Annotated in this window: 32 protein-coding genes and 1 pseudogene; 24 read left to right on the forward strand and 9 right to left on the reverse strand. The window is 40.3% G+C overall.

The window, feature by feature from the left end; all coding sequences use genetic code 11:
* The first annotated feature begins 69 nt into the window (after positions 1–69).
* The 19 genes and pseudogenes from rpsS (at position 70) to MKP07_RS19035 (ending at position 10949) form a co-directional block, all read left to right on the forward strand.
* Positions 70–282 carry a 30S ribosomal protein S19 gene (gene rpsS / locus MKP07_RS18945; RefSeq protein ID WP_449589225.1) on the forward strand — a complete coding sequence of 71 codons (213 nt, stop codon included), beginning with the start codon at positions 70–72 and terminating at the stop codon, positions 280–282.
* Positions 283–369: 87 nt separating this feature from the next.
* The gene (gene rplV, locus MKP07_RS18950; RefSeq protein WP_240848572.1) at positions 370–801 is read left to right on the forward strand and encodes a 50S ribosomal protein L22; all 432 of its coding nucleotides are present in this window, start codon (positions 370–372) and stop codon (positions 799–801) included.
* 2 nt (positions 802–803) lie between these two features.
* Positions 804–1562: a 30S ribosomal protein S3 gene (gene rpsC, locus MKP07_RS18955; RefSeq protein WP_240848573.1), complete on the forward strand. Its 759-nt coding sequence runs from the start codon at positions 804–806 to the stop codon at positions 1560–1562.
* A 126-nt stretch (positions 1563–1688) separates the two neighbouring features.
* On the forward strand, positions 1689–2111 hold the full coding sequence (gene rplP / locus MKP07_RS18960) for a 50S ribosomal protein L16 (protein WP_114790697.1): 423 nt from the start codon (positions 1689–1691) through the stop codon (positions 2109–2111).
* A gap of 24 nt (positions 2112–2135) precedes the next feature.
* The gene (rpmC, locus tag MKP07_RS18965) at positions 2136–2351 is read left to right on the forward strand and encodes a 50S ribosomal protein L29 (protein WP_240848574.1); all 216 of its coding nucleotides are present in this window, start codon (positions 2136–2138) and stop codon (positions 2349–2351) included.
* Between the two features lie 32 nt (positions 2352–2383).
* The gene (rpsQ, locus tag MKP07_RS18970) at positions 2384–2641 is read left to right on the forward strand and encodes a 30S ribosomal protein S17 (protein WP_240848575.1); all 258 of its coding nucleotides are present in this window, start codon (positions 2384–2386) and stop codon (positions 2639–2641) included.
* Positions 2642–2783: 142 nt separating this feature from the next.
* Positions 2784–3151, forward strand: a pseudogene (rplN, locus tag MKP07_RS18975) (50S ribosomal protein L14).
* 109 nt (positions 3152–3260) lie between these two features.
* Entirely contained in the window at positions 3261–3596 is a 336-nt protein-coding gene (gene rplX, locus MKP07_RS18980; RefSeq protein WP_240848576.1) for a 50S ribosomal protein L24, read from the forward strand.
* Between the two features lie 51 nt (positions 3597–3647).
* Positions 3648–4223, forward strand: a complete 576-nt coding sequence (gene rplE / locus MKP07_RS18985; RefSeq protein WP_240848577.1) for a 50S ribosomal protein L5 — start codon at positions 3648–3650, stop codon at positions 4221–4223.
* A gap of 23 nt (positions 4224–4246) precedes the next feature.
* A complete protein-coding gene (gene rpsN, locus MKP07_RS18990; RefSeq protein WP_114790703.1) occupies positions 4247–4516 on the forward strand; it encodes a 30S ribosomal protein S14 in 270 nt (89 codons plus the stop codon).
* Positions 4517–4619: 103 nt separating this feature from the next.
* On the forward strand, positions 4620–5018 hold the full coding sequence (rpsH, locus tag MKP07_RS18995; protein ID WP_262919368.1) for a 30S ribosomal protein S8: 399 nt from the start codon (positions 4620–4622) through the stop codon (positions 5016–5018).
* Positions 5019–5289: 271 nt separating this feature from the next.
* A complete protein-coding gene (gene rplF / locus MKP07_RS19000) occupies positions 5290–5721 on the forward strand; it encodes a 50S ribosomal protein L6 (RefSeq protein ID WP_317236053.1) in 432 nt (143 codons plus the stop codon).
* A gap of 87 nt (positions 5722–5808) precedes the next feature.
* Positions 5809–6165: a 50S ribosomal protein L18 gene (rplR, locus tag MKP07_RS19005; protein ID WP_240848578.1), complete on the forward strand. Its 357-nt coding sequence runs from the start codon at positions 5809–5811 to the stop codon at positions 6163–6165.
* 27 nt (positions 6166–6192) lie between these two features.
* The gene (rpsE, locus tag MKP07_RS19010; protein ID WP_114790707.1) at positions 6193–6711 is read left to right on the forward strand and encodes a 30S ribosomal protein S5; all 519 of its coding nucleotides are present in this window, start codon (positions 6193–6195) and stop codon (positions 6709–6711) included.
* A gap of 83 nt (positions 6712–6794) precedes the next feature.
* Entirely contained in the window at positions 6795–6974 is a 180-nt protein-coding gene (rpmD, locus tag MKP07_RS19015; RefSeq protein WP_240848579.1) for a 50S ribosomal protein L30, read from the forward strand.
* 124 nt (positions 6975–7098) lie between these two features.
* Positions 7099–7548 (forward strand): 50S ribosomal protein L15, encoded by a 450-nt coding sequence (gene rplO, locus MKP07_RS19020; RefSeq protein WP_240848580.1) that lies wholly within the window; start codon positions 7099–7101, stop codon positions 7546–7548.
* A gap of 145 nt (positions 7549–7693) precedes the next feature.
* Positions 7694–9034 carry a preprotein translocase subunit SecY gene (gene secY, locus MKP07_RS19025; protein WP_240848581.1) on the forward strand — a complete coding sequence of 447 codons (1341 nt, stop codon included), beginning with the start codon at positions 7694–7696 and terminating at the stop codon, positions 9032–9034.
* Positions 9035–9101: 67 nt separating this feature from the next.
* Positions 9102–9902 carry a type I methionyl aminopeptidase gene (gene map / locus MKP07_RS19030; protein ID WP_240848582.1) on the forward strand — a complete coding sequence of 267 codons (801 nt, stop codon included), beginning with the start codon at positions 9102–9104 and terminating at the stop codon, positions 9900–9902.
* Between the two features lie 132 nt (positions 9903–10034).
* Complete coding sequence (locus MKP07_RS19035) at positions 10035–10949, forward strand: aminoacetone oxidase family FAD-binding enzyme (protein ID WP_240848583.1); 915 nt, start codon at positions 10035–10037, stop codon at positions 10947–10949.
* A gap of 264 nt (positions 10950–11213) precedes the next feature.
* On the opposite strand, the gene MKP07_RS19040 is transcribed toward MKP07_RS19035, so the two are convergent.
* Entirely contained in the window at positions 11214–11828 is a 615-nt protein-coding gene (locus tag MKP07_RS19040) for a DUF1827 family protein (RefSeq protein ID WP_240848584.1), read from the reverse strand.
* A gap of 5 nt (positions 11829–11833) precedes the next feature.
* Positions 11834–12871 (reverse strand): aldose epimerase family protein, encoded by a 1038-nt coding sequence (locus MKP07_RS19045; protein ID WP_240848585.1) that lies wholly within the window; start codon positions 12869–12871, stop codon positions 11834–11836.
* A gap of 32 nt (positions 12872–12903) precedes the next feature.
* Here MKP07_RS19045 and MKP07_RS19050 point away from each other — a divergent pair, with 32 nt between their 5' ends.
* Entirely contained in the window at positions 12904–14061 is a 1158-nt protein-coding gene (locus MKP07_RS19050; RefSeq protein ID WP_240848586.1) for a galactokinase, read from the forward strand.
* 66 nt (positions 14062–14127) lie between these two features.
* On the opposite strand, the gene MKP07_RS43835 is transcribed toward MKP07_RS19050, so the two are convergent.
* Complete coding sequence (locus tag MKP07_RS43835; protein ID WP_240848587.1) at positions 14128–15834, reverse strand: FAD-dependent oxidoreductase; 1707 nt, start codon at positions 15832–15834, stop codon at positions 14128–14130.
* A 68-nt stretch (positions 15835–15902) separates the two neighbouring features.
* On the opposite strand from MKP07_RS43835, the gene MKP07_RS38975 reads away from it, so the two are divergent.
* The 4 genes from MKP07_RS38975 to MKP07_RS19065 all read left to right on the forward strand — a co-directional run bounded on the left by MKP07_RS38975 (position 15903) and on the right by MKP07_RS19065 (position 18180).
* On the forward strand, positions 15903–16055 hold the full coding sequence (locus MKP07_RS38975; RefSeq protein ID WP_262919369.1) for an EVE domain-containing protein: 153 nt from the start codon (positions 15903–15905) through the stop codon (positions 16053–16055).
* Positions 16056–16074: 19 nt separating this feature from the next.
* Positions 16075–16308, forward strand: a complete 234-nt coding sequence (locus MKP07_RS38980) for an EVE domain-containing protein (protein WP_317235856.1) — start codon at positions 16075–16077, stop codon at positions 16306–16308.
* A 172-nt stretch (positions 16309–16480) separates the two neighbouring features.
* Complete coding sequence (locus MKP07_RS38985; protein WP_317235857.1) at positions 16481–16948, forward strand: hypothetical protein; 468 nt, start codon at positions 16481–16483, stop codon at positions 16946–16948.
* Positions 16945–18180, forward strand: coding sequence for an aromatic amino acid hydroxylase (locus tag MKP07_RS19065; protein WP_262919370.1), 1236 nt, complete (start codon positions 16945–16947; stop codon positions 18178–18180). Before MKP07_RS38985 ends, MKP07_RS19065 begins: the two co-directional genes overlap by 4 nt.
* 99 nt (positions 18181–18279) lie before the next feature.
* Here MKP07_RS19065 and MKP07_RS19070 read toward each other — a convergent pair whose 3' ends face one another.
* From MKP07_RS19070 to MKP07_RS19090, 6 genes are all read right to left on the reverse strand, one after another.
* On the reverse strand, positions 18280–18990 hold the full coding sequence (locus tag MKP07_RS19070) for a hypothetical protein (protein ID WP_240848588.1): 711 nt from the start codon (positions 18988–18990) through the stop codon (positions 18280–18282).
* Positions 18951–19229, reverse strand: coding sequence for an alginate lyase family protein (locus MKP07_RS42745; protein ID WP_394803676.1), 279 nt, complete (start codon positions 19227–19229; stop codon positions 18951–18953). Before MKP07_RS42745 ends, MKP07_RS19070 begins: the two co-directional genes overlap by 40 nt.
* Positions 19115–19378 (reverse strand): hypothetical protein, encoded by a 264-nt coding sequence (locus MKP07_RS19075; RefSeq protein ID WP_240848589.1) that lies wholly within the window; start codon positions 19376–19378, stop codon positions 19115–19117. Before MKP07_RS19075 ends, MKP07_RS42745 begins: the two co-directional genes overlap by 115 nt.
* A gap of 59 nt (positions 19379–19437) precedes the next feature.
* Positions 19438–20064: a CBM96 family carbohydrate-binding protein gene (locus tag MKP07_RS19080; RefSeq protein WP_240848590.1), complete on the reverse strand. Its 627-nt coding sequence runs from the start codon at positions 20062–20064 to the stop codon at positions 19438–19440.
* The gene (locus tag MKP07_RS19085; protein WP_240848591.1) at positions 20013–20264 is read right to left on the reverse strand and encodes a hypothetical protein; all 252 of its coding nucleotides are present in this window, start codon (positions 20262–20264) and stop codon (positions 20013–20015) included. The genes MKP07_RS19080 and MKP07_RS19085 overlap by 52 nt, the downstream gene beginning before the upstream one ends.
* A gap of 544 nt (positions 20265–20808) precedes the next feature.
* Positions 20809–21672: a homogentisate 1,2-dioxygenase gene (locus MKP07_RS19090; RefSeq protein ID WP_240848592.1), complete on the reverse strand. Its 864-nt coding sequence runs from the start codon at positions 21670–21672 to the stop codon at positions 20809–20811.
* Positions 21673–22131 lie beyond the last annotated feature (459 nt).

Here is a 22131-nt window from a genome sequence, read left to right on the forward strand (position 1 = left end):
AAATTAGAAATTAAGATATGGCTCGTTCAATTAAAAAGGTCCTTATATAGCTACTCACTTAGAGAAAAAGTGTTAGCAATTAACGAAGGAAGCGCAAAAAAATCGGTGATTAAAACCTGGAGCCGTCGCTCTACTATTTCTCCTGATTTTGTAGGCCACACATTTGCGGTTCATAACGGAAACAAATTTATCCCGGTTTATGTAACTGAATTTATGGTAGGTCATAAGTTAGGTGAGTTTGCGCCAACACGCCAGTTCAAAGGTCACGCTGGTGGTAAATAATAATAGTAAGTAAAGAAATTATAACAAGGTATAGTTTAAAGCAGCGAGGATTTCAAAACTTTAAACTTTAAACTTTAAACTTCTAAAATGGAAGCAGTAGCAAAACTTAGAAATTATCCAACATCACCTCGTAAAATGAGGCTGCTTGCGGACCTAATACGTGGTCAGAGAGTAGATTTAGTGTTGGCTGAATTAGAACATAACCCCAAGCACTCTTCAGTGCCTTTGCGTAAGCTGGTATTGAGTGCCATCAGCAACTGGAAGCAAAAGAACGAAGGTGGCGATGAAACAGGATTAGTGGTTAAAACTATTTTTGTAGATGGTGGTAGAACTTTAAAGCGTATGCGTCCGGCACCTCAGGGTCGTGGATACCGCGTGCGTAAGCGTAGCAACCACGTTACAGTGATTGTAGACGTAAAAGGTGAAGATGCCAAAGCTTCTAAAAAGCTAAACCTGCCCGCCAGGCAGGCGGGGCTGCAACTAATAAGACAAAAGAAACTAAAAACGCATAACCAATAAACATGGGTCAAAAAGCAAATCCAATTGGTAACAGGTTAGGTATCATCCGCGGATGGGAATCTAATTGGTATGGAAGCAAAAGAGATTTCGCTTCTAAGTTAATCGAAGATAACAAGATCAGAACTTACCTGAATGCCCGTATCAACAAGGGTGGTATTTCTAAGATCGTTATCGAAAGAACTTTAGGTAAATTAATCATCACTATTCATACGTCTAAACCAGGTATCATCATCGGTAAAGGTGGTGGTGAGGTTGACAGGATCAAAGAAGAGCTGAAGAAGTTAACTGGTAACGATGATGTTCAGATTAACATTTTAGAGATCCGTCGCCCTGAGACTGATGCTATGATTGTTGGTGATACTATCGCCCGTCAGATCGAGAACCGTATCAATTTCAAACGTGCTACTAAAATGGCTATTGCTTCTGCGCTTCGCATGGGTGCTGAAGGAATCAAAGTTAAATTAAGCGGTCGTTTAAATGGTGCTGAAATTGCCCGTAGCGAAGAGTTCAAACAAGGTCGTGTTCCTTTGCACACTTTCCGTATGGATATTGATTATGCAAACGTATTTGCTCAAACCGTGTACGGTAAAATCGGTATCAAAGTATGGATTTGTAAAGGAGAGGTTTTAGCTAAAAGAGATTTGAACCCGAACATTATAGCCGGAAACGATAAAGCAGTTGGTGGAAACGAAAGAAGAGGTGGAGATCGTCGTGATGACAGAAGAGGTGACCGCCGCGGTGCAAGAGATAGAAAAAATTAATTATACCAATTAGCCAATTGCCCCGATGGCTATCGGGATGCTGATGAGCTAATGAATATAGATTTAAGAAAACAGATGTGAGATTAGCTCATTAGCAAATTATCACGTTAGCAAATTAAATAAGCAATGTTACAACCGAAGAGAACAAAGCACAGGAAAATGCAAAAAGGTCGCATGAAAGGCGACGCTAAAAGAGGTACTACTATATCTTTTGGTTCCTATGCTTTAAAAGCGTTAGACTCTCATTGGATTACTGATCGTCAGATTGAGGCAGCTCGTCAGGCACTTACCCGTAGCATGAAAAGGGAAGGTAATGTATGGATCCGCATATTTCCTGATAAACCTATTACTAACAAACCTGCAGAGGTTCGTATGGGTAAAGGTAAAGGTAACCTTGAGTATTGGGCAGCTGTAGTACAGCCAGGCCGTATCATATTCGAAGTAGATGGTGTTAGTGAAGAAGTTGCGCGCAGAGCATTACAATTGGCTTCTGGTAAATTACCGATCAAGACCAAGTTCACCATGCGCAGAGATTTAGTTACTAATTAATTCGCCATTCTCAAAAATAAAGTCATGTCAAAAAAGAAAGAATTCTTAGATAGCGTTAAGGGATTGAGTGTAGAAGACTTGAAAGTGCAATTGGAGCAATCTAAACAAAGGTTAAAGAAGCTGGAATTTGCTCACGCAATCACTCCGCTTGAGAACCCAATGTCTATTCGCGGCCTGCGCCAGGACATTGCCCGCATCCAAACTCTTATCAGCCAGAAAACAGCGGTTGAACAAGCATAAAAGTCAATACGTCAAACGACAAATTATTTAAAATGTCTGAAAGAAATTTAAGAAAAACAAGAACTGGGGTTGTTACCAGCAATAAGATGGAGAAAACCATTACTGTTGCTATTGAAAGAAAAGTAAAACACCCTATCTACGGTAAGTTTTTGAAAAAGACCACCAAGTTTCATGCGCACGATGAAAAAAATGAGTGCAGCATTGGTGATACCGTTAAAATTATGGAAACCCGTCCGCTGAGCAAATTAAAGCGTTGGAGATTGGTTGAAGTAGTAGAAAAAGTGAAGTAATTAGAATTTAGTATTGAGATATTAGTATTGAGACTTTTATCGTGAAATACACTACTAAGCTTTAGTAATATATTGTAAAGGAGATGATTTTGGATAAAGTGCTTCATCTAACATCTAAAATCTAACATCTAAAATCTAAAAAATGATACAGCAAGAAAGCAGGTTAAATGTAGCAGATAACAGCGGCGCGAAGGAAGTACTTTGTATTCGTGTATTAGGCAACAGCGGCCAGCGTTATGCAAGAATTGGCGATAAAATAGTAGTTACCGTTAAAGACGCAATGCCTGCAGCCGGTATTAAAAAGGTACAGTTGCTAAAGCAGTTATTGTACGCACTACTAATAAATTACGTCGTAAAGACGGTTCTTACATTCGTTTTGATGACAATGCAGTAGTAATACTGAATGCAGCAGACGAACCAAGAGGTACACGTATTTTTGGCCCGGTAGCCAGGGAATTGCGTGATAAAGGATACATGAAAATTGTATCACTGGCACCTGAGGTATTATAAATTAAATAGCTAGTTAGCCGGTGAGCTAATGTGCTAATGAAAGTTCGAATAAATTTTATGTGTATAATTGGCTAATCGGCTCATTATCACATTAGCAAATTAATTTAAAATGAGCAACAGATTTAAACCCAAGTACAACATTAAAAAAGGCGACCAGGTGGTTGTGATTACTGGTGCAGATAAGGATAGAACCAAACCACGCCTAGTAAAAGAAGTATTGGTTGAAGCAGGTAAAGTGCTGGTAGAAGGTGTTAATATTAAAACACGCCACACCAAGCCTTCCGCGCAAAACACAAAAGGTGGTATCGTAAAAAGCGAAGCTCCTATTAACATTAGTAATGTAATGTTATGGGATGCAAAAGCAAAAGCTCCATCTAAAGTAAGACGTGAGCGCGAAAACGGTAAAACTGCCCGTGTATTTAAAAAATCGGGAGAAAAAATTTAATCCCTGTCTGCCACTAGGCAGCATTATATCGATTAAAACAACAAAAAGATCATGAGCACAAATACATATACTCCAAGGTTGGCAACAAAATATAAAAGCGAAGTAGCGCCTGCTTTGGTTAAAAAGTTTGCTTACAAAAGTGTAATGCAGGCGCCCAAGCTTGAAAAAATTTGCGTAAACCGTGGTGTAAACGGTGCTGTTACCGATAAAAAGCTGGTAGATGTTGCAGTAGACGAACTGACAACCATCACTGGACAAAAAGCGGTAATCACTCAGTCAAAAAAGGATATCTCTAACTTTAAACTTCGTAAGGCTATGCCTATCGGTGCAAGGGTAACTTTGCGCGGTGAGAAAATGTACGAGTTTTTAGACAGGCTGATTTCTGTGGCTTTACCTCGTGTACGTGATTTTAAAGGTATCAACGAAAAATCTTTCGATGGCCGTGGTAACTATACTATGGGTGTTACTGAGCAGATCATTTTCCCTGAAATTGATATTGACAAAGTAAACAAGATCACTGGTATGGATATTACTTTCGTAACTACAGCTCAAACTGATGAAGAAGCTTACGAACTGTTGAAAGAATTAGGCATGCCTTTCAAAAATATTAAAAGAAACGCTGAGTAATTAATAAAACTGAATAATATAAAATGGCAAAAACTTCAATAAAAGCCCGTCAGCTAAAGAGAGAAAAATTAGTTGAACAATATGCGGCTAAAAGAGAAGAGTTGAAACAAGCCGGTGATTATGCCGCTTTAGATAAGCTTCCTAAGAACTCGTCTAAAGTACGTCTTAAAAACCGTTGCCAGCTTACTGGTCGTCCTAAAGGTTATGTTCGCTACTTTGGTATCTCCAGGGTTGCTTTGAGAGACATGGCTTTGAACGGGAAAATTCCAGGACTTAAAAAAGCCAGCTGGTAATTGACTTCGAATATTGAATATTGATTATTTAATATTTACCGACCAATAAATAAATATTAAATCTACAACCTGCCTGTCGGCAGACAGGTCTTAAATATAGATTATGGTAACAGATCCAATAGCAGATTTCTTAACAAGAATACGTAACGCGCAAATGGCGGGTCACCGTGTGGTTGATATTCCTGCATCTAACCTTAAAAAACGCATGACTGAGATCTTGTACAAACAAGGTTATATCCTTAAGTACAAATTTGAAGACGACAGCAAACAAGGCGTTATTAAGATTGCATTGAAATATGATGCAGATTCTAAACAGCCTGCTATCCAGAGCCTGGAAAGAGTAAGCCGTCCCGGTCTTCGTCAATACGCAAAACCTGCGGAAATTCGCAGAGTAAAAAATGGTTTGGGTGTAGCTATCCTGTCTACTTCTAAAGGAGTTATGACAGACAAAGAAGCAAAAGCTCAAAACGTAGGCGGCGAAGTTCTTTGCTACATTTACTAAGCGTAAATATAAGATGACCTGGAATGTAGAAAATGGTTTCAGGTTATCTCTAAAAATAAAATTGAGTGACAATATAAGTTCTCTATACGGAAACTGAACACGGTCAATCTACATTTTCAGATTATTAATAATAATTTTTAAAAAGAAATTATGTCACGTATAGGAAAAAAATCATCACTGTTCCGGATGGCGTAACAGTGCAGGTGAGTAGCGATAACGTAGTTACTGTAAAAGGAAAAAAGGCGAGCTGAAGCAAGCTGTTAATCCTGAAATTAAAGTAGAAGTAAAAGATGGTCAGCTTACTGTAAGCCGTCCTTCTGACCAGATCCAGCATCGTGCCCAGCATGGTTTATACCGCGCTTTATTGGCTAACCTGGTTCAGGGTGTAACTGAAGGCTTTGAAAAGAAATTGGAGTTAGTGGGTGTGGGTTATAAAGCTACCAACCAGGGAAACCTGTTGGATCTGTCTTTAGGTTATTCTCATAACATCCTGGTTGAGGTTCCGAGTGAACTGACACTGGCTACAGAGCAACTGAAAGGTCAGAATCCTATTATTACCATTACTGGTAGCGATAAGCAATTAGTAGGTGCGGTATGTGCAAAGATCCGCAGCCTGCGCAAGCCAGAGCCTTACAAAGGAAAAGGTGTTCGTTTTGTAGGTGAGATCGTAAGGAAGAAAGCTGGTAAATCGGCTGGTAAATAAATCATTTAATGTTTAAAGTTCAACGTTTTACATTGAACTTTAAACTCTAAAATATTCCTGGCAGCATCAGGAAAAAATAATAAAAAGATGTCAAACGTAAAATCATTAAGAAGACTAAAAATTCGCCACACTATTCGTAGAAAAATTAGTGGTACTGCGCAAAAGCCAAGATTGGCTATCTTTCGCAGCAACACCGATATCTATGCTCAGTTGATCGATGACAGCCAAGGTTTAACTATTGCTGCGGCTTCTTCAAAAGATAAAGATATCAAAGCTCAAAGCGGTACTAAAAGCGATAAAAGCAAATTAGTAGGTGCAGCTATTGCACGTAAGGCTGGCGAGTTGAATGTAAAAGAAGTGGTTTTTGATCGTGGTGGTTATTTGTATCATGGCCGTGTGAAAGCAGTAGCCGATGGTGCAAGAGAAGGCGGTCTTCAATTTTAATAAATACTATAATTCTAAATAGATATAATGTCAACAGTTACGTACAACAAAGTAAAAGCAAACGATCTTGAGTTAAAAGACAAGGTAGTAGCTATCAACCGTGTAGTAAAAACTACAAAAGGTGGCCGTGCTTTTAGTTTTTCAGCTTTAGTAGTAGTAGGCGATGGTAATGGTGTCGTAGGCCATGGTTTGGGTAAAGCCAAAGAGGTTCAGGAAGCTATTACAAAGGGTATTGAAGATGCCAAAAAGAACCTGATCAAAGTTCCTATTTTGAAAGGTACTATTCCTCATGACCAATGGTGCAAAGATGGTGCAGCTAAAGTAATGATCTTGCCAGCCACACCGGGTACAGGGGTAATCGCAGGAGGTTCTATGCGTGCTGTTTTGGAAGCTGCTGGCGTACATGACGTATTAGCGAAATCTTTAGGTTCTGCTAACCCTCATAACGTGGTAAAAGCTACATTTAAAGCTTTGGCTATGTTACGTGAGCCGGTAACTATCGCAAAAACACGCAACTTAGGTTTAAAGAAAGTATTTCAAGGTTAATATCGTTTAAAGTTTCAAGTTTAAAGTTCGATGTTCTGTAATAAACTTTAAACATTCAACTCTGAACGTTAAACAAAATCGAAATGAAAAAAGTAAAAATAACATTAGTAAAAAGCCCGATCGATCGCCCGGAAAGACAAAAATTAACTTTGCAGGCTTTGGGTTTAAACAAAACTAATAGCAGTAAAGAAGTTGAAGCTACTCCACAGGTGCTCGGTATGATCCGCAAGGTAGAGCATATGGTGAAAGTAGAAGAAATCTAATATTTTCCATAGTAAATGTAGAATTTGAAGTGTAAGTGTTATACATTTGCATCCTTAAAATTCTACATTTATCATTTTAAGAAGCGAGCCTCGGCTTTGAGGCGTAAGTTTAAAAAAGCAAAGAATGAAATTACATGAATTAAGACCTGCAAAAGGTTCTACTCACAAAGAAAAGAGAATTGGTCGTGGTGAAGGTAGCGGCTACGGTGGTACATCAACCAAAGGTAACAAAGGTGGTCAGAGCCGTGCTGGTTACAAAAGCAAAATGGCGCACGAAGGTGGTCAGATGCCTATTCAGCGTCGTGTTCCTAAAAGAGGATTTAAAAACCCTAATAAAATCGCTTATAAAGTATTCAACGTAGGTCAGTTTGATCATTACGCTGAAGTTTATGGTTTAACCGAATTTACTTTTGATAGCCTTTATCAAATTGGTGCAGTAGGCAAAACAGATAAGGTTAAAGTTTTGGCAACCGGTGAATTGAAAGGTAAGTTCAGCTTTAAAGTACATGCAATAAGCGAAAAAGCTAAATCTCTTATTGAGGCAGCTGGCGGAACTGTAGAGATTTTAAATTAATTCTGAAAAATATATTTGACGCACCAGTGGGGTGCGTCATTTGATTTTGACGATTGTTTAATTAAGATGCAACTTCTTCGAAGTTCCTCTTGTAGCAAGATCTCTCCGGAGATCGGTATCAATAAAAATATTCAAGAGAAATCAGGTGAAAAAATTTATACAAACATTAAAGAATATCTGGAGCATTGAAGAGTTAAGGAGTAAGATTCTTTTCACTTTATTGCTTGTAGCTGTTTACAGGTTAGGTGCTCATATCACTTTGCCTGGAATCAATCCAATTGCTTTAGAACAACTGAGCAAGTCTCAGTCTCAGAACGGCATCCTGGATCTGATCAACACTTTTGCCGGTGGTGCCTTTAATATGGCATCCATTTTTGCATTAGGTATTATGCCTTACATTACTGCGTCTATCTTTGTGCAGTTAATGACAGTGCTGGTGCCTACTTTCCAGAAAATGCAGAAAGAAGGGGAGAGCGGTCGTAAAAAGATCAACCAGTTGACCCGTTATATCACTGTATTAGTTACCATAGTTCAGGCTTTTGCTTATGTAGCTTATTTGCGTCAAACTTCAGGACCAGCTATTGTTCCTGGTTTTAATGCTGCTTATTTCACATTAACAACAGTTGTAGTTTTAACTGCAGGTACTTTGTTTGTAATGTGGTTAGGCGAGAAAATAACTGATAAAGGTTTAGGAAACGGTACTTCCCTGATCATTATGATGGGTATCCTTGCCCGTTTGCCGCAGGCATTCGCACAAGAGCTTTCCTTCCGTTCTCAGCGTACAGGTGACATCCTTATCTTTATTATCGAGATCGCGGTATACATAGCCATTAACATGGGTTGTATATTATTGATCCAGGCGGTAAGAAAGGTACCTGTTAACTATGCTAAACAAATAGTGGGTAACAGACAGTTTGGTGGTGCACGCCAGTTCTTACCTTTAAAGGTGAACAGTGCAGGTGTAATGCCGATCATCTTTGCTCAGGCTATTTTGTTTATCCCCACTTTATTTACTTTAGGTAAAAATGGCGGAGACCTGGGACGTATGTTTACAGATCACACAAGTGGCTGGTATATGCTGATCTACTCTGTTGTAGTAATTGGCTTCACTTTCCTTTACACAGCGTTGATCTTTAATCCTAAACAGATCTCGGATAACCTGAAACAAAATAATGGATTTATCCCGGGTGTAAAACCTGGCCAGCCTACTACTGATTATATCGGTAGCATTATGGATAGAATTACTTTTCCGGGCGCAGTAATGCTGGCCTTTATTGGTATTCTTCCTGGTTTAATCCAGTTATTATTCGGAATGACACAGGCCTTCTCTATGTTCTTCGGAGGTACATCGCTGTTGATTATGGTGGGTGTGGTGTTAGACACATTACAGCAAATCGAAACACAGTTAATGATGCGCCAGTACGATGGATTAATGAAAGGTGGTCGTATACAGGGCAGACAAACGAGCTCTGCTGTACAGATCTAAATAGCGCATTTAATTTATTGAAATACAAACCCGGTTTTACCGGGTTTTTTTATGAACTTTGCAGGCTATGATTATTATCAAAACGGATGAACAGGTGGAACTGATGCGCAAAAGTGCGTTAATGGTAAGCCAGACTTTGACTGAAGTTGCAAAAATTTTAAAACCGGGCATTACTACTTTGTCCCTTGATGAGTTTATAGGAAACTACATTAAAGATCATAATGGTGTTCCATCTTTTCTCAACTATCATGGATATCCGTTCAATTCCTGCATTTCTGTGAATGATGTAGTGGTACACGGCTTTCCCAATAAAGGTGAACTGAAAGATGGCGATGTTGTTTCTATAGATGTGGGCATCATCCTTAATAAATGGCATGGTGATCATGCTTATACTTTTGTAATAGGCGAGGTTGCCGAAGACGTACAGCAGCTGGTAAGGGTAACTAAAGAATCACTTTACAAGGGCATTGAGAAAGCGGTTAGCGGCAATTTTATAGGAGACCTTGCTTTTGCCATACAGGAACATACCGAGAAGAAATATGGCTATGGTGTAGTAAGGGAATTGGTAGGACATGGGTTAGGCCAAAGCATGCATGAAGATCCTCAGGTACCTAATTACGGGAAGCGGGGTAGTGGTAAGAAGCTTAAATCAGGAATGGTATTGGCCATTGAGCCGATGATCAATATGGGTAAGAAAGACGTATTCACAGAACCTGATGGCTGGACTATCCGTACTAAAGATGGCAAGCCTTCGGTGCATTTTGAACATGATGTATGTGTAAGAAAAGATAAAGCGGATATACTGTCCAATTATGCACCTATAGAGGAAGCAGAAAGGAATAACCCTAACTTGTTTGTGTGCGGTTGATATAAGGTTCATGACCCACTGGGCTGTTCAAAACCAACCATAAATCTTAAATCTCAGATCATAAATCATAAATCCTTAATAGTAATTGGTGGCGGAGCAGCCGGTTTTTTCTGCGCTGTAAATGCAGCGAGAATGAATCCTTCTTTAAAGGTTACGCTTGTAGAGCGCTCCAATAAATTATTATCAAAGGTAAAAGTAAGTGGGGGCGGTCGCTGTAATGTAACTCATGCATGTTTTGATAAAGTTGAAATGTCAAAACGTTATCCCAGGGGCGCTAATTTTGTAAAGAAACTCTTTCATAGCTTTTTTACTAATGATACAATTGCCTGGTTTAAAGAACGGGGCGTAGCATTAAAGACTGAAGCAGATGGGCGTATGTTTCCCATATCAGACTCTTCTCAAACTATTATCGATTGCCTGCTAAGAGAAGCTGATAAGTATCACGTACAGATCCGGATGCATTGCGATATTAAAAGTGTACAAAACTCCGAAGAGGGTTTCAGGCTTTTAACCGCTAATAATGAAGAACTGACAGCTTCTTATGTATGCATTGCTACCGGAGGCTTTCCCAAGGCCTCCATGTTTGACTGGTTAATGCAAACAGGGCATAGCTTTTCTACACCCGTGCCCTCCTTATTTACATTTAATCTACCCAGGCATCCGATCACTCAATTAATGGGCGTTAGTGTACCTAATGCCCTGGTAAAAATAGCAGGCAGCAAATTGCAGCAACAGGGACCGGTTCTTATCACCCACTGGGGATTAAGCGGACCTGGCGTATTAAAACTAAGCGCTTATGCGGCAAGAGAACTGGCCGAAAGGAACTGGGAGTTTGAAGCCATCATTAACTGGTTACCGGATTATAATGAGCAAACTTTAAAGGAGCAATTCCTGCATATACGCAATGAAAACGGTTCATCACTTTTGTATCATAAAAACCCATTTGGTTTACCTCAAAGGTTATGGGAGTTTTTTTGCAAGAATGTAATATTCCCGAAACCTGTCGCCGCGCAGACCTGCCTGCCAAACCTCAAAATGAGCTGGTAAAAAAGCTAACCAATTATCTTTTCTCCGTAAAAGGTAAAACCACTTTTAAAGAAGAGTTTGTGACGGCCGGAGGTATTACATTAAGTGAAATCGATTCCAATACTATGATGAGCAAAAAGCAGCCTAACCTCTTTTTGCCGGGGAAGTAATTGATGTGGATGGTATTACCGGCGGCTACAACTTTCAAAATGCCTGGAGCACGGGTTGGGTAGCTGCGAAAAGTATCAGTTAAAATTGACCAGCCAGGTAATGTTTTAAGGAAAATTATTGTCGCCCAAATACTTCAAACATAACTTGCCCCATCAACAAGGCCATCAATGTAGAGATGATGGTTAATGTTATCACAGCTGCATTCTTATAGGACTGTTTTGTAAACGCTTTAATAGTTCCATAGCATAGAAGAATAACACCAATAAGAATGATAAGGAACATTCTGCCAGACCACATCAACTGTAATCCCCACATGATTCCTGCCAATATCGTAGCCAAAATTGCTGCTGGTATTCCGGCAATAAAAGTCCGGGGTTTAAGTTTTCTGTCTTCGATATCCCTGCTTTTTTCTTCGAGTGCATTTTGTATGACGTCTTTTATCTGAGCTTCATTTAAACTGTCAGACGAAATGCTTTGGGACAGAAAATCTAAATCAAACGGAACCTTTTTTAAAGCCATTACTTCTTCTTGAATCCTTTCAATCTCTGCCGTATCGCGTAATTTTTCCTCTTTGTTTTTTAATAGAATATCAATACCACCCCTACCTTTTACAATATAAAACAAGGCCTCCTTTGCTTCCGAAGAGTAGTCTCCCAGCCTGTCATACACTTCAAGTAATTGCTCGTCCGAATAATTATTGTAATTATTAACCAACTCCTGGTAAGTCATAAGAGTTATTTACTTGCAATTTTATACACAGTCTTAGTATAGTATTGCTCTCCGGGCCTTAAAACAGTGTCAGGAAAACCTGTAATTCTGATAGCATTGGGATGCTTCTGCGTTTCATAACAAAAGCCCGAGAAGGGTTGGTACTGCGTTCCATTTTTACCCGTTATTACAGGCGCTCCTACGGCGTTGTAAAGGTGAACTAACGGTTCTGTAGTAAATACCTGTAGCTTAATATCCTGATCATCTGAGTACGCCTCGGCAGCTATATTTTCTAATGAAGGGTTATCCAGCGGAAAGCTGATGTCAATACCATTTTCCGGATTTTCTATTTTTCCGGTCTGCGTAAAACTTCTGAAATCATTCCTGGTACCGGCAACAGTTAATGTCTTTCCCGTAGTACAATAGTTGGCATCCTGTTCCAGGTAATTACTGGCATTAATTTTTAGATAGTGACTTTGAATATCTCCCTCGCCATTATTTAAATTGAAATAGCTGTGATGGGTAATATTAACCGCTGTTGGTTTGGTAGTAGTCGCTTTCAGTTCATAACTTAATTCATTCTGCTCATTCAGCCTGAATAGTATTTGCGTTGTTAATTCTCCGGGGAACCCTTCTTCTCCGTCAGCACTTATATATTGAAGCACGAGCTCATTGGCCAGTGAGGGTATCCTTTCCCATACCTTTTTATCAAATCCTTCCACACCACCATGTAACTGGAAGCCCGGACTGGTGCTATTGAGATTGTAATCGGTCCCATCAATGGTGATAGCAGCTTTATCTATACGATTTCCGTAGCGGCCGATAATAGCACCAAAATAAGGATAGTTTACCAGGTACGCTTCGCTCCAGTATTGGGCCGGATCGTCAAAGCCTAAAACAATATCATTGTAAGTGTTGTCGGATTTCTTTATTTTTATCGCCATGATGATGGCGCCATAGTTCGTTATTTGTACAATGGTTCCCGCTTCATTTTTTAAAGAATAAACAAATATGTCTTTCCCATTTGGATGTTTGCCATGCTGTTGTTCTGATATTTCAACCATACATTTATTTTACATAAAAATATAGAATTGACATGACTATCGATAACCTGAAACTTGAATTTGAAAAGAATTTTAACAAACCCGCTCAACATATTTTCTTTTGCCCCGGCCGCGTGAACCTTATTGGAGAACATATTGACTATAATGGTGGCATGGTAATGCCCTGCGCTATTACGATGGGCACCACTTTGCTGGTGGCAAAAAATGATGATAATATTTTCAGGTTCCGCGCAGTTGATTTTCCCGAAACAACAGATGTAGCCCAACAAAGCAGCTACAGCAAAACAGGTCACGAGTGGTTTAATTATCCCGTAGGAGTGATACATGAGTTTACCCAGGCGGGCATTGAGTTGAATGGATTGGATTTTCTTTTTAGTGGTAATCTGCCTATTGGTTCAGGACTTTCATCTTCTGCATCTATTGAAGTGTTAACAGCTCATGCATTAAATGAAATGTTTAGCGGAGGTATGAGTAAGGTAGAGCTGGCTTTGCTTGGTAAGCGGGTAGAGAACGATTTTATGGGGCTGAACAGCGGCATCATGGACCAGTTTGCAGTAGCCATGGGTAAAGATGCGAATGCGGTGCTGCTCAATTGTGATACACTCGATTATGAGTACCTGCCTTTTGAGATCGGTGATTATGTATTAGCCATTGTTAATACCAATAAGCCGAGGAAGCTGGTGGAGTCAAAATACAACGAGCGGTTTAATGAGTGCCGAACCGCTCTGAAACAGTTGCAGCAGGCAATACCTGTCAATCATTTATGTGAAGTAACTATTGAAGACTTTACCAAACATCGCTCGCTGATTAATGATAAAGTGGTAGAAGATCGTGCGCTTCATGTAATTTCTGAAGACCAACGGGTAAAAGAGGCCAGGACTGCTCTGGTATCAGGAGACATTCAGCGTTTTGGTGAACTGATGTATGCATCTCACGCTTCCCTGCAAAGCTTGTACGAAGTATCGGGTATAGAACTGGATACTATCGTGGATTTTTGCAAAACTTTTGATGATTGTATAGGAGCTCGTATGACCGGAGCCGGCTTTGGAGGTTGTGCTATCGCACTGGTTAAAAAAGACAGCTTTGATGAATTCAGCGGGCAATTAACAGAATACTACAATAACAAGATTGGTTATAAACCGGGTGTTTTCTCTTCTGTAATTGCAGAAGGAGTAAGAACAATTGTATAATTACTTGATCTTTTTGGTAAGGGCTGCCGCAATTGAATTCAATTCCTGCAGCCCTTTTTTATCGCATCAGCAGCTGTTATTGAACTGTGTTTGCCTTCTTAAACGGAAACCCCACCTTTTTTCCTGGCCTTTGGCCTGACCTGATATTTCAGCAAATAAAGAGTCGCTTCCGATTTTTGTATAAGTTATCTTAGTAGGAAAGTCGTGCTGTGGGTTTTCGAAAACAAGTGCTTCTGCATTTTCAGACACTAACTTAAAGCTTACGGCTTCGTTATCATTCTGTCCCCTTGTTTTAGCCACATAATATAGGCTGTTATTTCTTTGTTCCAGTTTTACTTGTTCATAAAAAACGGTGTCTTTTCCGGCTACTACAAAACTTTCTGCACTTAAAGTAGAATCATCCACTTTTTCCCATGTTTCTGTCGCATCGCCCTCTTTAGAACTATTGAACCAACTGCCCAATAGCCATTGAGTGCTATCCAATTTTTCATACAGAGGGGTTTCAACCAGGGCAGGTTTGTCTTTGGGTGCATCATTGCAGGCCGCTATACAAACGATAATAATTATTACTACAGGTAGTTGTAAGCTCATATAAAAGTTTATTTTAAAAAACAATCTTATTAGATCGCCGGTTGGCAATTCGGAGTTACTCTGATAACAGGTTATATCATTTCTGCCAGCATTTTCCCCATCATAGGAGCTAATGCCACGCCCATGCCGCTTAATCTTACACTGCAAAAAGTTCTGTCTGTTAGCTGCTTTAAAACCGGCGATTTGTCGGGGCCCATCGCCATAATACCCGCCCAGCGTTGTTGAATAACCGGCTGCTGGCCAGGCAGCACCATTTTGCTTAAAAATCTTCGAGTGCCTGTTGAATGGGCAAAGTGGTAAAAGCATCCAGCGTGTATTCTGTTTCAATAGATGTGTTACGGGCGCCCCCAGTAAGATCCGGTTATCCAGGTTTCTAAAATAGTAAAAGCCTTCATCATAATGGAATACACCATTTAGTTGTAAGCCGGGAATGGGCTCTGTCAACAGTACCTGTCCACGCGCAGGCACCACTGCTATTTCGGGCAACAGGGATTTGCTGAAGGCATTGGTACAAAATACGAGTTGCTCTGCCAATAATATTCTTTTGTCGCTTATTTGCAGAGTAATATTGCGGCTGCTTTCTACAAAGCTCTTCAACTCTGTACCAAACATCACCTGCACATCCATAGAAATTACTTTTTGCAGTAAAGCTGTAAGAAGTTTGCCTGGATGAAGCGCTCCTTCGAAACGATTTTCCAGAACATGGTTAACGTTGGCAAAACCAAAATCATTGATGCAGCTATGTTTTGGAACAAAGGTTTCGGTAGCGTTGGTGATGTTGTACAGAAAGCCATTAATATGGCTGAGCTGTTCAAGCGGAGCATCGTTTGTTAATAATTCATACCCGCCTGTATTGTGATAATCAAAATCAATATCGTTAAAATGCTGACGGATGATCTTCAACCCTTCAAAGCGCCAATTGATCAGCTGCAAAGCCTTGTCAATACCCATGGTTTCTATATCGGATAGTATTTCTGTAAGACTGCCAAAGCATGCAAAACCAGCGTTACGTGCTGATGCGCCGGCTGGCGTAGCGCCACGTTCTATAACGGTAATTTTTTTAGAGGGATATTTTTGTTTAAGATGCAGTGCTGCCCACAAGCCACTAAAGCCTGCACCTACAATTACAATATCCTGTGGGGCATAAAATGTTTCTGCTTCCCAAATGCTTAATTGTTGCAAATGATTTCTACTTTTATGAGCATAAATTTATCATTTAATATTTTTCATTCAATATTTATTATTTTATCATGGCTTATTGGTTGATCAAATCAGAACCGTTTAAATATAGCTGGGACCAGTTGGTAAAAGACAAAAAAACAGTATGGGATGGTGTTCGCAACTATTCGGCAAGAATAAATCTGAGGGCAATGAAAAAGGCGACCTCGCTTTTTTTACCATAGCAATGAAGGCGTAGAGATCGTGGGTATCGCTAAGATCGTAAAAGAAGCATTCCAGGATCCAACAACCGATGACGATCGCTGGGTGGCTGTAGAAGTAGCCCCTCATAAAAAATTAAAGAACCCGGTAACCCTTGCTCAAATAAAAGCTGAACCGGCGTTAGCTGATATGGATCTGGTTCGCCTGGGCAGACTATCTACTCAGTCGGTAAAGCCAGAAGAGTGGGAGCTGGTGCTGAAGATGGCGGGCGAATAGATAATGGCGATGGGGGAAAGTATGGTTTGCTAGCCAACCAGTCAGCAATCATCTAATTAACAAAACTTACAGTTGTTAGTTTTTGTTTAATATTGCACTTTCCTGTGCTGTATGAACAATTATAATAACGTATATAATAGACCGGTTACCCCACCATTTACGGCAATATATTGTGCCGCAACATTACCAGCATTATACACCGGTAGACCATGCGGTGTGGCGTTATGTAATGCGGCAGAACTATAATTATCTAAAAGATGTAGCTTACTATCCCTATATACCCGGTTTAAAGAAAGCAGGGCTAACTATTGAACATATCCCGGATCTGCAAACAATGAACGATCATTTGAAGCAGATAGGCTGGGGCGCTGTAACCGTAAATGGTTTTATTCCTTCGCAGGCTTTTATGGAGTTTCAGGCGTATCGGGTATTAATTATTGCAGCAGATATACGGCAAATAGAGCATATCGAGTATACGCCTGCCCCCGATATTATTCACGAGTCGGCTGGGCACGCACCTATTATTGGTGAGCCTGAATATGCCCGGTATTTACAGTTTACCGGGGAAGTAGGTACTAAAGCCATGAGCTCAAAAAAGACCATGAGCTGTTTGAAGCCATTCGTAAACTGGCCGTGTTGAAAGAGTTGGCAGGAACAGGCGAAGAGCGGATCCGGCAGGCTGAAGAAGAGTTGACACATATACAGGCTAATATGGGTGAGCCTTCGGAAATGGCTTTATTAGCGCGTCTGCATTGGTGGACTGTGGAATATGGTTTAATTGGTAACCTGGATCATTATAAAATATATGGTGCAGGACTTCTTTCTTCGATAAGTGAGAGCGTTAGTTGTATGAAGCCGGATGTAAAAAAGATTATGTATACGCTGGATGCAGTTAACTATCCTTATGATATAACGCAGCCTCAGCCGCAACTATTTATTACTCCCGATTTTGAGAACCTTATCAGGGTACTCGATAAGTTTGCTGATTCGCTTTCGTATAGGAGAGGCGGGGTTTTTGGCCTAAGAAAGGCTATCGAATGCGGGCTGCCCAGTACTGTTGTTTATAGTTCGGGGTTGCAGGTATCTGGCATATTTGTAGGAAATAGGAAGGAGGAAATACTGTCTTATATACAAACAAAAGGTGCTACAGCGTTGGCAGTTAATAACAAGGAACTGGCCGGGCATAATAAAACCTATCATAAAGCTGGTTTTGGCTCGCCTGTTGGGAAATTGAAAGATATTGACCTGCCGATAGAAGAATGTGCTATTAGCGACCTGGCAAACCTGGGTATCGAGGAGGGAAAGCAAGCTGTATTACATTTTACAAGCGGTTTGGATGTAAAAGGAAGAGTAGAAAACATTATACAGAGCAATGACAAGATCATATTGATTTGTTTTACCCATTGCGAAGTGCTCGATACCACTACCGGGCAGGTATTATTTGAGCCCTCATGGGGGAAATATGACATGGCCGTAGGAGAGAAAATTGTTTCTGTATTTTCAGGCGCTGCTGATAAGGAAGCATTCGAACAGGTGCCTCTTTTGCCAAAGGAAATGCCGGTTTCTTCTTATAGCCCCGAAAAATTGGCCTTGCATCATTTATATCAGTCAGTTCGTGATATAAGAGAAGGTAATTTACCTGTCAGCTCAGTAGGAGAGATATGGAAACAAATACAAACTTTTCATGCTGATGATTGGCTTTGCGCCCTGGAGATCTTAGAAATCCTGAAGGATCGCCATTACGACTCCGAACTTCAAAACGAAATAGTAGTATATTTAGAGCATCTTCAGGTTGTCAGTCCAGCTTTTTCTACCCTTATTAATGATGGTCTGAAAACTTTAAAGCGAATTTCAATTATGCCTCATGCATAGATATCATCAGGTTTTTTTAAGAAACAGGGGGAAGTAGCAGACTTTATAATTATGGCACGTAGAACTACGCGCCATAATTGAACTGGCCAGTTTTACATCTCAATTAATTGCTTCTACTTTTAAAGAGGAAGTTATTTCATTAAAGGAAAGTGTAGAAAGATTTATGGTATTGCTAGTGAGTACTACAGCATTTCCCAGGTAATTGTCATGTTGGTAAAGTGTTACTTTAAGACCAGGTGGAACAGCGACGCTGGATGCCTGATCGTTTATAACGCCCATAGCCTGCAAAGAAGCAAGCGTATATTGCCCGATACCTAATTCTTTATACCACCCGCTGTAACTGGTATTTCCATAAAGAGTGATCTTTGCCGGGTATGGATTTACAGGATTTCTGCTGAAAGAATTAAGATAATAAGCAAGGCCACGGCTATGGCGGGTGTTGTTTTGATACATTATCGCAAAAATATCTTCTACCTGGTTACGGGCTACTGCTAATACCTCATGCAAAGCATATGCTACACTGGAGGGACTAAGAGGCTGGCCGTAATCACTACGGTCCCTGTCAGGTTCCCATTCGGTATTGACGAATTCAAGGTGAACATTATTCTGCGGATCAACCATATAAGGTTTCATAAATAGTAACGCATCCATCAGTGATCCGCCTAAGGTTCCGTTACCTGTCCAGTTGTTCGAACGATGATATACTAAACTGTCAGCCTTGTTTCTACCTTCATAAATGTACATGGTTCGTATCAAAGGAGCTGTGAAATTCATGTCATAAGCATGATAAGCAAAAGCATCTCGTCCCAAAAATCTAAACTGGCTCCATCCGCCCGGTAATTTATATTGTGGTGTTGTAAGAATGCATTCCTTGCATAATTAGTCATTTCCTGGTTTCCTAATATATAGGCAATGTCAACAAAAAACAGGTTTTTTATTGTCTCCCAGTTATTGGTTCGAACGGAAAGCGTCTTAAAGTAGTTAAACCTGTTTGTAAGCCAGGCATCGATGAAACTTCTGCTATATGCGTCAATTTGCTGCCTGATAATAGAATAGCCTTTAAAAAATCCAGCATAGCTGTTTCATTGGGGGTATGGCTGGTAGGGTTATTAACTGCAGCCCAGCTAAGTAGGTATTGCTTTGCTTTGTTCACATAATTATAACCTGCAGTGTCCTGTTGATTCAGAAACCATTGCAATGCTAAAGCGAATACGCGACCGCCGTCTTGTATGGCATTATTTCTATTGGTAAGGCTGGTTACATCGGCGGCGGGCGCGGGGTTGCAGTAAGTGCCTGATTGGCTTTTGTGGTTACCTGTGTACTGATGAGATAGCGTGCACTTCCCGATGCGATCAAATCAAGCAAAATAGAGTCGTAAGTAATTTCGTCCATAACTATATTGGGTACATAACCAGGGGCCTCCAGTTCTGCATAGTTGAAGAGTAACTGAGGTTTATAGGTGGTATTGGTAGCTTCTTTTGATGCAAAATCCGAATAGAAACTTCCTGGTACACTGGAATTACGGGGCTGCATTATAATACGGATAGAAAGAATTTTATCGGATTGCCAGGCGGCCTGCATTACTGATTGTGGAATATTGAAATCAACCGTGCTGCCCGTAGTTTTTATGGTGCCAGGTACTTCGCCGATTTGCTGTCCATCCCTTGGCGCATTATTCCAGGTAATGCCATTTTCGGTCCACTGCTTACTTGCTGTTGCGTAGTATACCCATTTGGCATTTGCCGTATCTGGTCCGGTAACTCCACCAGTAAGCCTTAATGTGGCAGATCCCATATTAAAAGCACTAGCGGGTAAACCGCTTAAATCGAATTTTAAATACGATTCTCTTTGGTATCCAGGGCTGTCCTTTTTGCAATAAGCCATTGAGCGGTGCCATAATTGGAGAACGCATAAGCGCCGTCCTGAACATAGGCATCAGCAATGGGTGACAGCGATTGCGAAATTACCGATCTGGGTGTTGTAAGAGGCGTTCCATCTGTAAGGCTATATTTACGACAACCTGTTATTAATGTAAGGGTCATCAGGATAATGAAAGCACGGAAAGTTTTGACTTTTGGAAGCATGGCAAATAAACGTTTAGGGTTAATAAATGGAGTGGACCTGTACGAGTACTACGACAATGAGTTGTTTTCTACAATTTATGTTACAAATAGAGCCTTGGGGGTAGAAAATCTTAAAGAAAAAGAAGAAAAATATAAATTTTTGCATTGTATTGGTTTTTAATATATTGAATCGGTCTGTGGTCTTATTTTTATACCAGATCAATGCTATTAAGCGAACATTTTTCCTCCTGGCCGGAAGTATAAAATGCTTTTAGCCAACTGAAGCGCCAATCAGGATGTGCGCTAAATATGCAACAGTAATTAAGTGCGCGCTTTCAAGAATAGAAATACAGGCCATATCTATTAACACTAAGGGAACAGATAGCTCCCATGCTACTTGTAGCAAAGCTGACGATTCAAAATTAGGTAGCGGAATGTTCAGTTTTCCCTTAGCACAACGACCGTTATGAAGGGATTAATTATTCTGCCCAACTCATAACATAGTTGTCATTTTCTATATCAAGCGCTTGCTGGGTAAGCATCAGTGGGCGAAAAGTATCAACCATTACTGCCAGTTCTTTTGTTTCCCTGGCACCGATACTTTTTCAACAGCGCCGGGATGTGGTCCATGTGGGATGCCTGCGGGGTGAAGCGTGATCATACCCCTTGTTACATGCTTGCGGCTCATAAAGTCTCCGTCTACATAGTAGATCACCTCATCGCTATCAATGTTACTGTGATTGTACGGTGCAGGAACTGCCAGGGGATGATAATCGAACAGGCGCGGCACAAAAGAGCATACCACGAATGCATTGGTTTCAAAAGTTTGATGTACAGGTGGTGGCTGATGAACCCGGCCGGTAATGGGTTCAAAGTCGTGGATAGAGAAGATATACGGATAACAACAACCATCCCAGCCTACCACATCAAAAGGATGCGTTCCGTAATGTAGTCCATATAACATTCCTTTCTTCTTTGCTTTGATCATAAAATCGCCTTTTTCATCCAATGTTTTAAGATCCTGCGGAGGACGTATATCACGTTCACAATAAGGCGCATGTTCCATCAGCTGACCCAACCGGCTCATATACCGCTTGGGGTAACGCAGAGGCGTAAATGACTCTACAATAAATAAACGGTTATGCTCATCGTTAAACGATATCTGGTAAATGGTGCCACGCGGAAGAATGATGTAATCGCCAAAACTAAAAGGCAATTCGCCGTATTGTGTATGTACAGTGCCGCTGCCTTCGTGTATGAAAATAAGCTCATCAGCATCTGTATTCTTGTAATAATAGTTCTGCATGCTTTGTTGCGGAGCCGCCAATACAATATGACAGTCGTTGTTAACCAAAACCGGCACACGGCTTTGTAAAAAATCCTTTGCAGGTTTAATCTTGAATCCTTCGAAGCTTCTATGCTGTAGCATTTTTCTTCTGCTATCCTCGGACTCACATCCACCTGGGGTTCGGTCCTTATGATTTGAGTAGGAGGGTGACAATGATATAATAGTGAATAATCATCACTAAACCCTTCTGTAGAAAATAACTGCTCGCTGTATAATGAACAGTCAGGTTTTCTGAATTGTGTATGACGTTTATGGGGAATGTTGCCCAGTGTGTAATAATGCGCCATGTTCTATAATTTAGAAATGAAAAATGTAGCATGTAAAATAAAAGATCACCAGTTTTTACATGATGTGTCGAATAGGGTGACGTACCTATTACATGTTCCCGGCCATCGCGAGCGTAGCCAGAAGAAAACAGTATTTCCATTTTCTTTTATCAATCCAGTAAATAAAGTTTCTAAAGTACAGCATCGCTATAAGTACTTTTTAGAGCACTAATGATATCATTGGCAGTCTAAAATTACAGATAAAAAAATTGCA

It is taken from the genome of Paraniabella hibiscisoli, from assembly GCF_022512515.1.
In the GTDB taxonomy this organism is placed as follows: domain Bacteria; phylum Bacteroidota; class Bacteroidia; order Chitinophagales; family Chitinophagaceae; genus Niabella; species Niabella hibiscisoli.